General features: G+C 38.7%; 15 protein-coding genes. 1 reads left to right on the forward strand and 14 read right to left on the reverse strand.

The genetic code is table 11. From position 1 onward, the window contains the following. Nucleotides 1-4: 4 nt before the first annotated feature. Nucleotides 5-517: a hypothetical protein gene (locus CDG62_RS00325; RefSeq protein WP_087527805.1), complete on the forward strand. Its 513-nt coding sequence runs from the start codon at nucleotides 5-7 to the stop codon at nucleotides 515-517. A gap of 522 nt (nucleotides 518-1039) precedes the next feature. Here the strand turns inward: CDG62_RS00325 and repM are convergent. The 14 genes from repM to CDG62_RS00390 form a co-directional block, all read right to left on the reverse strand. After that, nucleotides 1040-1975, reverse strand: a complete 936-nt coding sequence (gene repM / locus CDG62_RS00330) for a replication initiation protein RepM (RefSeq protein ID WP_087527804.1) — start codon at nucleotides 1973-1975, stop codon at nucleotides 1040-1042. Nucleotides 1976-2510: 535 nt separating this feature from the next. Then, entirely contained in the window at nucleotides 2511-2897 is a 387-nt protein-coding gene (locus tag CDG62_RS00335) for a hypothetical protein (protein WP_087527803.1), read from the reverse strand. Nucleotides 2898-2996: 99 nt separating this feature from the next. Continuing rightward, nucleotides 2997-3731: a hypothetical protein gene (locus CDG62_RS19490; protein WP_228254364.1), complete on the reverse strand. Its 735-nt coding sequence runs from the start codon at nucleotides 3729-3731 to the stop codon at nucleotides 2997-2999. Between the two features lie 199 nt (nucleotides 3732-3930). Next, nucleotides 3931-4494, reverse strand: coding sequence for a hypothetical protein (locus CDG62_RS19495; RefSeq protein WP_228254365.1), 564 nt, complete (start codon nucleotides 4492-4494; stop codon nucleotides 3931-3933). Between the two features lie 99 nt (nucleotides 4495-4593). Continuing rightward, entirely contained in the window at nucleotides 4594-5451 is an 858-nt protein-coding gene (locus tag CDG62_RS00350; protein ID WP_087527802.1) for a glycoside hydrolase family 19 protein, read from the reverse strand. Next, nucleotides 5448-5714 (reverse strand): hypothetical protein, encoded by a 267-nt coding sequence (locus tag CDG62_RS00355; protein ID WP_087527801.1) that lies wholly within the window; start codon nucleotides 5712-5714, stop codon nucleotides 5448-5450. Before CDG62_RS00355 ends, CDG62_RS00350 begins: the two co-directional genes overlap by 4 nt. A 2-nt stretch (nucleotides 5715-5716) precedes the next feature. After that, a complete protein-coding gene (locus CDG62_RS00360) occupies nucleotides 5717-6166 on the reverse strand; it encodes a hypothetical protein (RefSeq protein WP_228254366.1) in 450 nt (149 codons plus the stop codon). A gap of 256 nt (nucleotides 6167-6422) precedes the next feature. Next, complete coding sequence (locus CDG62_RS00365; protein ID WP_087527799.1) at nucleotides 6423-7169, reverse strand: hypothetical protein; 747 nt, start codon at nucleotides 7167-7169, stop codon at nucleotides 6423-6425. A gap of 3 nt (nucleotides 7170-7172) precedes the next feature. Further along, nucleotides 7173-7958, reverse strand: a complete 786-nt coding sequence (locus tag CDG62_RS00370) for a hypothetical protein (RefSeq protein ID WP_087527798.1) — start codon at nucleotides 7956-7958, stop codon at nucleotides 7173-7175. Nucleotides 7959-8147: 189 nt separating this feature from the next. Further along, a complete protein-coding gene (locus tag CDG62_RS19260; protein ID WP_162903999.1) occupies nucleotides 8148-8300 on the reverse strand; it encodes a hypothetical protein in 153 nt (50 codons plus the stop codon). Next, nucleotides 8297-8908, reverse strand: a complete 612-nt coding sequence (locus CDG62_RS00375) for a hypothetical protein (protein WP_087527797.1) — start codon at nucleotides 8906-8908, stop codon at nucleotides 8297-8299. The genes CDG62_RS19260 and CDG62_RS00375 overlap by 4 nt, the downstream gene beginning before the upstream one ends. A 1-nt stretch (nucleotide 8909) precedes the next feature. Beyond that, nucleotides 8910-9338, reverse strand: coding sequence for a hypothetical protein (locus CDG62_RS19500; protein WP_228254367.1), 429 nt, complete (start codon nucleotides 9336-9338; stop codon nucleotides 8910-8912). 11 nt (nucleotides 9339-9349) lie between these two features. Then, nucleotides 9350-10549 (reverse strand): hypothetical protein, encoded by a 1200-nt coding sequence (locus CDG62_RS00385; protein ID WP_162904000.1) that lies wholly within the window; start codon nucleotides 10547-10549, stop codon nucleotides 9350-9352. A gap of 477 nt (nucleotides 10550-11026) precedes the next feature. Continuing rightward, nucleotides 11027-11464: a hypothetical protein gene (locus CDG62_RS00390; protein WP_087527795.1), complete on the reverse strand. Its 438-nt coding sequence runs from the start codon at nucleotides 11462-11464 to the stop codon at nucleotides 11027-11029. Nucleotides 11465-11472: the final 8 nt, after the last annotated feature.

Here is an 11472-nt window from a genome sequence, read left to right on the forward strand (position 1 = left end):
GTGCATGGGTAAGAAAGTTGAAGTACAGCCTGTTAAAATTGGAATTGACACAACCGTTCAAGTGCGACTAACAGAATTTGGATGGTCTTTGTATGAGGATTATTTATCAACACACAAGCGCCCTAAAACCGTGAATGGTTATCTAACAATGCCATTAGCAACATTAATGAATATCTTTGGCACACAATTAAGCACCCTGCCGTATGATGAACGATTTTCTGTTTTTGTAGACAATGAGATTATCTACAATATGCCTAATCTATTAGTGAGCAGATTAGCAGAACAAGTTGAAAGCGCTTATCACGCTAATCAGCAAAAAAAACTTGAGAAGTGGGCTAAGAGAATGCGTAGTTTCAAAGCGGGCGATAAAGTATCAACAACAGTAGGTGGAAATAGGGATGTGGTATGTACCTATGTTGGTTTAATTCATCATATGGGTAGCGAAGCCCACGAAATCAAAAGTGAAAATGGTCGCACATGTATCGTAGATTTCTTTGAACTAGACTATGCAAAGTAAACTTGAAAGAACACTGAAAAAAACTATCTTTTAACGTTAATTTTTATACTGCAAAAAACTATCTTTTAATGCTCAAGGCCCCTGAAAATAGGGGCTTTTGCTTGCTCAAAATTCGTATACAAACCATACTGCAAAAAACTATCTTTTATTGACTGAAGCCCCACCCAAAAAAAGGTTTTAACAGTACCTTTATCGAGTAAATCTATTCAAAAGCTAGTCTAAATATATAAGCCCCTGTAAAATGATTAATTTTCGTACATTTATACTTAAAAGATAGATTATTTATAAACTATCTCAATACTGCAAAAAACTATCTTTTAATGAGTTATCCACATGGGAAAAACTATCTTTTAAACTTTTTTATACTGCAAAAAACTATCTTTTAAGTTTGTGAAACCCTTACACAGCAAGGCTTTCAATGGGGTATAAAAGCATAGTTATATAAGCTTATTTTATTAAAAACATAAATTACTTTTTAAATTTGAATTTAAAACTCTATTTTTCACAGTAGAAAGACCATGTTTAAGCAACTGCTTTTTTCTTCGGTTTCTCTGAATAACCTAGGCGAATTAAATCTTCAGAAAAGGCTCTACATTTTTTATCGTCTCTAAGCACCTCCATTAAGCGCAATTCAAAGCTTTCTAGTGTCTCCCCTTGCTCAGCATAGGTTGAACCGAAAGCGTTGTCATACGCCAATTTACGCGCAAATAGAGCTATTTGACTTGGTGACAACTTAAATGTGTACTCTTTAGGCTCTACAATTGCCTTAATTACACGTTTTTGACTTATTTTAAACTGAATGTGTGTAATAGATCGGCCTGTTCTGAATTGCTCATACTTGATACTTAAATCAGACTTTGCATTGACTTCATCAACAGCCTTATCCAAGACATTTACTTTAAACAAGCTCATGGTCTTATATTCTTTTTCATTTAGACCAAGTTTTGCTCTCAAATCGTTAATTTCATATTTTTCAGTCTTACCAACTTCTAACCACTTCACAATCAGTTCATAGAGCCTAATGCTGTATTTGCTATCAAACGCGCTCACTTGGTCTAAATAATATTGCGTGAACTGTTCCTCAAGGCGACTGATCATTTTTATTACTTCCTCACTGAAGTAAACAACAACGGTACCGCTTGATTTCACGTAGGTAATACGATTCACCCAGCCCGCAATAGTAATAGCATCTTGATCCTTGTAACGATCACGATAGCTAAAATAACGTAGCTTCAGGGTTTTTGAGGCTGAAACAAGGCTTTTATACGCCGTGGTTTCTTCGACATTATATTGCTTGCTATAAGATAAAGCTTGGATCTCTACTGGGGTGCTGGGTGTTAGCTCCCCTAGCTCACGTGCTTGCACAATACCCATTAACATAAGACGTTGCTCAATTAGGGATAGATTGAAACTTGCATCAATGAGCGCGTTATCTTTTACGACCAGTTTATTTTTCATTTGATTGACATTGTTATAGAACTGGTGAAAACATTACCATAAAAGATAGCCTATATACAAACTATTTTCTATATACTGAAAAAAACTATCTTTTAATTATTCTGCTTAACAATATTTTCGTTTAAAAACATGGTCTTAATCTGTAAAAATTGCACCAAAAAAAATGCAAAAAAAAGCCCTTAAATAATTAATATATTCTTCTATTGATTAGAAATTATCTAACTATTCTTTATTGCGCATTTTTTAGCCTATGTTGAATAAGCACTCTTACGGTACTTCAAAAAAGGTTATTAAATTAAATACCTTAAAAAAATATTATCAATAGAATAAATATCTATTTTATAAACATTTTTACACATTTACGACTTTACACGGCGGGATTAAAGCCTTAAAATTACGGGACATTGTGAAAGATACCTTTATGGTTCTTATCCCTGTAGATAGTTATATAGCTTTATCCCAATTTAGCATTATAGAACTATCAACAACAAAACCCGCGACTATGGCTAGGCGCGGGTTTTGTCTTTCTGGGTGTTTATTTTAGAGAATAACAAACATTCATTTTGCCCTTAACTTGCTTTTCACACACCCATGCGCCGTCTTTGTATTTAGGTATTACTTTCTTGGTGTTCTTATCACGGAAATAACCCACTGAGTCCTCAAGGCTATCCGCGTCTTTCCCCATGACTTTCCAGCATTCGCCTAGCTCTTCACACATATTCGATTCTTCCATCAAAAATGTGCGCTTCCCCATGGTTAAGTGAACATAAGTACCACCAGCACCACCACCAGAATCTAACGTACATTTTTGTACTTGGTTAGCTCCATCGGCAATAAAACATTTTCGGATCTCTGACGGGTATTCATGCGCAAAAACTGAACCTGATAGCAAAACCCCCAATACAATTATGATTTTTCTCATTTTTTAGCCCCTTTTATAAAGAACGCTGAAAATATCAGAATTTTAATTTTAAGTCGAAAAAAAGCCCTATTAGATTTTAACCTTATAGGGCCTAAAAACTTACATTGCGGGCCAGTTTTGAACACCACAAGTATGAACTGTTGTTTTATTTTCTTGCGCAGGTGGATGTATAAAAAATTCTGGGTAAAGGTCATATCCAGCACTATTATCTTCAAGTGGTCGCATAGTTAAATCAAATGGTGACTTATAAGCTGAACCATCACTACCTTGTAATCTTTGTCCATAAACAAATAGAAAAACATTTCCACTTTGGCTGGCATAATTAAATTCAAATGGTATATCTATTTTAATTAAATCAGTATTTTCTTTAGAAAATAAATATTGATTTAAGAATATTTCCATAATATTTGAATAGTCTGGCATAGGTATTAAAAAGTCACCAGAAACGCTACCAAGTGGAGTGGTTAAGGTCATGTGCATACCAATCATATCGCCTACAGCCACATTTATATCAATATTATTGAAGTTAATAGTATTAGGCACACAATTATTAAACTCCCCGCCTCCTTGATTTATCCGCAACACCTGAACACTTGGCACCCCAGACGACAAAACATCTTGCACGGCCATGTAATGCGGGTTCGTTGGGTCATATCCAAGCTGGGCTTTAATGTTCTCATTGGTGATAGTCATAGGCTTGTCATAACGGCCACGGCGGAACTGGCCCGCAATCATCCCAATGACGGGATATGTCCCTGTACGACTGCTTCGGTCTTCTACGCCTTGGTATTGAATCCCAGACTCTTGGTCAATAATTGTGGTGATATTGGTCATGATCTTATTTCACGTTAAATAACATCAATTGTGGCGTAATAAAAAAAGCACACGGGGGGGAAATTCCTGTGCGCTTTATGAGATTTCATTCAAAAATTTAAACTATTCTGAATAGAATAGATAAAAAACGTAAACCGACGGGATGGTTGGTTTACGTTTAACTTAAAAAGATATGTGATTTTTTTGAAAAATGACTGAATTACATCATTTCTGGTTCAATAACCATTGGTACTGATGCACACATCACAACCTTCTGTAGAATAAGATCGCCTACGCCTGTGTAATCAAATCTTACTTTCCAGAACATTGCCGTCATACCTTCAGAACTTGGATCGATTAGTTCAAAGGGATGATCAACGTCATTAATAGTAAGTTTAAAACTATCTTTAACGGCTTTTTTCCAAACTGCTGGATCTTCACCAATAATCAATCCGTTATTTATAATGTAAGCGCCATATTGATAAGGAGGGGCTACTTGGCAAATTAGACTTGCTACAGCGCCTACACGTAACACCTGAACACTTGGCACCCCAGACGACAAAACATCTTGTACGGCCATATAATGCGGGTTCGTTGGGTCATATCCAAGCTGGGCTTTAATATTTTCATTGGTGATGGTCATAGGCTTGTCAAAACGTCCACGGCGGAACTGGCCTGTTATCATCCCAATGACGGGATATGTGCCTGTGCGACTGCTTCGGTCTTCTACGCCTTGATATTGAATCCCAGACTCTTGATCGATAATTGTGGTGATATTGGTCATGATCTTATTTCACGTTAAATAAAATCAATTGTGGCCCAATAAAAAAGACGCATTGGCCGTTATTCCTGTGCGTCTTTTTTTGTGTAGCTTTAGTTTGAATTAAAACAGCACATTCCAAGCTTTTGCATTAAGCGCAATGCGCTCATCTAGGCCATTGGCACCACCATTGACGATTTCAGCTACACGCTCAAAATCACCGAAATTCGCAAAACGACTACATTGGTTTCGCTCCCAAAACCAAAGCGCTGACTTCATTGCATACTCTGGTTGAACGATTAAATCTGGATTATCAAATAGCTTGGTACCAGCACCAATACCAACACTGCATAAGCGGTAATTATCTGCCCCAGTTAAGTGAATGGTGCCACCGCCACGATAGTTGAAGCCGTCATTAGTCTTTGGATTATTCCCCATACGTCCGCCATAAACGGTGTTAGCGATAGCCACTGGCCCACGGTTCGCAACAGCCTTTGCTGAAGCTAGGCTTTTAAAGTATTTAGGGAAAACCACTAGAAGGCGCTGTGGTGAGTAATTCATGTTCTCACGTAGCTCTTTAAACCCCTTAGATTCATGAATATTATTTGCCAAGAAAGCACATAAATCAGCTTTGGTTTTGATGTGGTATGTGGCGATATTCTGATTAATGTAATCAGCAAAACCAGATGCACAGTTTTTATAGATTTTTTTCAGCAATTCGTCTGTGACTTTAGGTGCTGGCATAAGGTGATTAAAGGCCGAAATTGAGCCAGTACCGATAATGCCGTCAATTGCCCCAAAATATACGCGGGCCGTGGCTAGAATCGTCTGAATCTCACGTAAAGGCTGTTTACTGCCCTTATACTCTTTTAATTTAATAAAGGCGCTATACGTCTTATTTCCGATAAGCCCGTCGATAGCGCCTGTATATAAACCGATTGTTTTTAACGTTTCTTGGATCTGTTTAAGTTCCGCATTCATGGATCACTTTTCCGATTAAATGTAATCAGTACATTTAAAAGGATTGGAAAAAGGTAATTTGTGAGTATTCCTGCTGACAATAAGCATGCAAAAAATATTGCCTTATCCGACTGTTCGATAATCAAACAAGCACCCGCCAGAAGTACACATATAGCCGACCAATTACGCTTGCAAGATTTAGTATCAAGTACACGATTAGGCAACCCAAGGGCAATAACAACAACAGTAACTAGGATAAAACCTAAGATCATTAAATTTGTCATGATTATTTCTCCTGATCACCAAAGCTTTTTACAATTTGCTTTACGTCATCTTCGGTCAAATTGGCCTTGCCCATCACAAACTTAATAATTCCAGCATGAACAAGGTGAATAATTGCAGGGGACACAAAGGAAATGCATGCTACCCAGATGATAATAACTGAGTGAATGTCTTTCTCTGTTGCGATGTAATAGATGAAGGCCAGAACACCGCCACCCATTGAAATTAAAAGCTTCAGCCACTTTGGGTATGGTTTAACGCCGTATTGTGGCGTTGGGTAGAAATACCCCACAACTGAGCCAATAATTAAAAAGAACATACTTGCAATAATAAGTAGAAAATAGCTGTAGGTCGTCGCCATATTACGCAAACTATCATTACTTAATACATTGTTATTTAATGTATTATTCGCACTCGCATACTCTGCAATGAAGGGCGTTGCTACGCTTAACATACACCCCATTAAATAACACAACCGACCAATCACTTTTATCATTACAAAACGCTCTTATTTAACTGTTTTGGTTTTCGCCTGTTAATTCTTCAGCAAATTGCAGACATTTTTTAACAATTGAATAACACTTAGCTTTATTTGATCATCATTTTGCTTATAGGGTTTCTTGATATTCCAAGGGCCTTTTTTATAGAAATCATCAAGCAACCAGTAAGGCATATCCAAAACCCGATCAAATGACACATCAGCATCAATACTAAACCGCTGTATTGTTTCTAGTTGCGTTTGATAAGATAGCTTTGCAGTATCCCGTGAATGCAATTTCAGGGCGAAATCGTACTGGCGCATCATCTGTACCTCTTTTACTGGTGCGCTCTAAGACAATGCCCTTGTCGAATGCAATATTGACCAAATGCACTTGATCACCTTGCAACATATGGTACTGGGCCATAAGGTCGTTAAATTCCTCTTTTTCAAGATTTTCAAGCAATGTCATGCGGGATTTAATCATTCTCCCGCAAAATTCAATTGAAGTCGGCATATCAATAGGCGGAAGCTTGTCACAACCAATCGTGATTGCCATAGCGCCCAAGATCCAATCATTGGTATCTGTACAGCCCATTTCCAAGGCCTCAACCTCAATACCATTTAAGTGGCGAATACTCACACCATTGTCATTAAAAATACGCTCTCGACTGAAATCCTTTAGTTCCCCACTTAAAAAATCAGAAACCACGATATTGGTATTTAAATCATTTTGATCACGGGTAAGGTCTAAATAATTTAAAAAAAGTGCATAGCGCTCTTCTGCAGTCAAATGGCGAACGTTGATCGCCTTCTTTGTCTTTGGATCTGCAGTATCCCCGACAATCGTGGTTAAAATTTGGGATAGCTGGCGCTCAAAAAAATTGGTCGGCATTTTTGCGATAGCCAAAACATCCCGCATATAAATATCTTGTAAGCGATAGTCAATGTCGGCTACTGAAATGATTTGAAATGGCATAGATCACCCATAAATTGAATTAATGTTTTCAGCATCCCAAGCGGTACGCGATAAAAATTGAACTTGAACCTGTAGGCCCATACGATTGCCGTCCGCGTCCATAGGAACCACCAAGGGTTCACTAACGTTCGCTATAAGCATGGGTAGGTATTTTTTCTTGCCGTAGTACAAGGCCACATACGGCGGAACCTTAGACGGGAAAAGAGACGTTAGAGACTTGTTTTCGGCCACACTTGCAACCAAGCTCCCCTCTTCTAGTTTTTGAGGCAGTGCCCATTGTTTTAATAATTTAAGCTGATCTTCGACTTCAGTTTTTGCACTGCGCCAAGCACTAAATAACAGTGTCATATTGATTGTCACGGGCATGGTCGCCGTGAAAATTTGCGTAGAGTTTGTTTTGGTTAAATTACTTCGACCTTCCAAGGCGTTTAATGTTTCTTTGTTATCTGAACCAAGCTCAACCCCAAAGACATTCGTTGCCACTGAGTCCAATGTATTCACCCAGTCCCCAGACTGAAGCATGCCCATTAATGTCGGTAGGCGGTGCTCTGGATTAGAGTTATCAAATGGTGATGAATACTGGCTATCAATAGACAAATCACCATCTACAGCAACAGCAATAATCTGCTCCCCGCTGGTTGCACCACTGTCGTCTTTTGCAGGGTTCCCCTCTTTATCACATAATCGGATACGCGCCTGAAAAACGTCGCTGAGTTTCCCCCAATCCGTTCGATTATTGTATTGAACGGCTGGCTCTGGTGAGTTATTCACTCTTAGCTCATTAGCCATAAAAAAGCCCTATATCTGTATAGGGCTTATCTTGGGCTTTTCAGAAATAGGCTTTTTTCATTATTCCTGAGTCATTTCTACTAGATCCACGGCGTAGAACGACCTTCATAGAGTTATGATTCTCAAATCTGAGCATCATAACTTTGCTTAATTAAACATATTGTTCAAATGAACAATATGTTTAAATGTTCAAAAAAATGACTTATTACCACCAATTAACCGCTTAACCTCTTCATCCGCCTCACTCTGGGTAGGGTAAGAACTCAAGCATATCCACTTCTTTGCAGGGTTAAAAAACCCAACTTCCCAAAAAGCGCCGTGTTTTTGTGCTTCAAATTTCACGCCTCTGCATCCTCAGAAGTCTTAGATATTGATAGAATCTTTTCTAAAGCCAAGTCCAAAGTATCGAACTCGAATAACTTGTTTTTTATGCGCCATGATGGAAGTTCTAACGCATACTTATTTGTTACTTTGGAGAAAGTTAGCTCCGCATTAAAATGATCGTCATTAATCAGATTTCTAACAGTAATACGCTGTTTATTTTCCCTAAAATCAAACTTTAAGTGACTAAAAAGAAATTTAACCTGTTCCTTCCTCTTTAAAAACTCTTCACGTGTATCGGCTTTAAACTCAATATAGAAACAATGCTGTCGGGTATAATTATTATAATGTCCCGTTAGATTTAGGTCATGTTGTGACAACACATCTTGTCGGTACACGTACACCAGTTTTGTTTCGTTTCCTCTGTAATTAAAGATTAACGGCCAATCAACTTCGCTACCCAAACTCTCAATATAGTCATGGTCGCGCTGGTATTGAAGTTGATATAAATAATTTTCAGCTTGATCTAGGTTTTTTTTAGCCGTGCTAATAGCATTTTTAAGCTTAATTACCTTTTTCACAGCTCGTTTGAGCTGGCTTTGCAACTGCTTATTTTGTTTAGTTTTCATATCAATCCCCTTGGCTCTTATCGTCGCATTCTTCACACATATCACTCTGAGTATGCTCATTAAACACGCGTACACCTCTCTCCTTCCAAGTGTCACACCACTCACAGCAGAAAATACGCTCTTCAAGTTCTTTTAAAAATTCACTGGAATGCTTTAGCGCTGGGTCTAGGCCCAGTTCTTTTAAGTTACTCTCCAATGCCTTGGAAAAAGTTTCTTCTGATCCATCCAAATTTTCGGCCAAAGTGGTGTATTGCTCTTGCGTCGGCATAACAAGGTTTACTGTAACGCTCTCTACTTTTTCAGCCTCAGAAACCGATATACTCCCAGCCAAGTGGCTGAACACCTTATATTTCTCAATATAGGTCGCTTCTACACAATCCTGACCATTATTAAAAGTAACCAAATACGAATCACCATCGACAAAATTCATCTTTATTTCCCCTACTTTTTAATCCTGTCACACCATTCAACAAAGGCCTCTAAGATCGGCTTAACCGCACCATTATCAGCCCATCCCGCAAAACCGATCTCACCACCTTTGTTAAAACTAATCGCCTCACGATTACCAAAATAATAAGCCTGACAGCCGATATAAGCATGACTTAACCCTGCACTATTTCCGTGATATTTGGTCTTTCGATTACACTTATAACTTCCATCAAATCTAGCGCTTTTGATTAGTTTCTCATTCACCATTTTGCGCAATAAATCAAACTTATACTTTGTAATATCGCTATAACTTAGGCCACACCTTACAAAGTAATCACGGGCTTGGTCACGGGTAATCCAAAGCCCTGTATCACCGTATTCCTGTTGAATGAGCGTATCCAATTTATTCGCACGCTCCACATCCCCATTCGCACGGCAATTAAAGGCCTCTTGGCTCATTTTATTGCGACGATCATAGGTGTTATTTTTCTTTCTTGGACAGTGAGGCGGGGACAAATACAAATTAAACGCCCCTTCATTTGCTCGGTAATATTTGCCAGTAATTACCCACCACATATTACTTTTGTTGTAGCGGGCAATACCGACTTTTAAGCGACCTTTATGATCATAAAACCAAACACGATCACCATTAGAAATGGTTTTTTTATCTGCGCTCTGAGTATTACAAGATGAAACCAATCCATCATCATGCGGGCCATCATATTGCACTAACCACTGTGTCGTAGTCATGCCACCCAGTCCAATCTTTTTCTCCACACGCTCAAGGTCTTGAGTGATGTAAAACTTATCCTGAAGGAATTGAGTAATACGATTCATGGTGCGCACCATCTCTAGGCGCATAAGAAAGGGCATAAGATTAACTTTATCCCACTCATAGCGCCCACCGCTGTCGGGTCGTCTTGGCGCATTCACGTTTTGAAAAAAATGAACCTCAATAGATCCTGATTTCTCAATAACATCCAATCTCAAGTCACCTTTACGCGCATAGCGGTTTTGCGGGTCTTTAAAGATCCCTTTTTGTTCTTCAATCGCGTAATTAAGGTCGGTAAGAATATTATAAATCGGGAAAAGCACCTGTTCATGCATAGAACTTTCCCAAGCCTTGTATTCCTTACTACCCCAAGTCATTTTGGGACGATCCAGACTTACCAATAGTTTTGAATCCTGAATCCAATATTTACCATGAAACATAAGATCACCATATTTGAACATTGTGTTCATTTGAACATATTGTTCATTTAAACACAATGCGACCTGTTCAAAAATCGGTATAAGTTCAATAGGTGAGGGGATGACCTGATCAATATTATTGTCTATATTGTTTTTGAGGCACGGCGGGTACAACGCTTAAACCCAAAGCGCCTTAATTACCGTGAAGCAAAAGAGAAAGCCGAACCGTCCAAAGTTCGGCTTTTTTCTTTGCCTAAAGAAATCTTTTTTTTAAAAGTATCCGTTTTTTATACAGCTACCCAGTCGAACCCCTTTGCAAGATATGCGCCGTGTTGTTTAATAGCTCCCGTGGTGGATCTACTGGATATTTCTCAACTCAATTGAATGTAGTCCCCACAACGAACCCCTTTTATAGCCAGACAAAAACTAACGTTTGTCTGGTTTTTTTTCGCCATAAAAAAAGGCCCGCATTAAGCGAACCCTTTCACACCTGTAGGTCTATGCCTTCAAGCGGTTTTCAAACATATTCAAATTAATAAAGTGCTGTTCTTCTTCATTCAAGCACCACTCAGCGGTATTTTTCGGCACAGATGCCTTGTGCATCAAACTATATTGATCTGCACACACCAAAGTTGCCAAGTCGTTCTCTGGTACCGTATAAGCCTCAACCACATTAACGGGGTACTGGGTGCGCTCTAAAAAGTCCGCCTCAGTCTCACCGCTATGGATAGCGATAATACGCTCTACAGCTGGCAAATAAACACCATAACCAAGCCAAGCATCGATACCGCGCATTGCCAGCATTTGGGCGTTAGCCTTCATGTTTTCAATGACAGCACCAACAACGTCGGTTTTACCTTGTTCTTCCAACACGGCGCGTACATTGGCCGTAATTGGAAGTAATTGCTCAAGGTCGGGTAAAAGCTTAGTAATCATTGTTATTG

This window comes from Acinetobacter sp. WCHA55 (genome assembly GCF_002165305.2).
In the GTDB taxonomy this organism is placed as follows: Bacteria; Pseudomonadota; Gammaproteobacteria; order Pseudomonadales; family Moraxellaceae; genus Acinetobacter.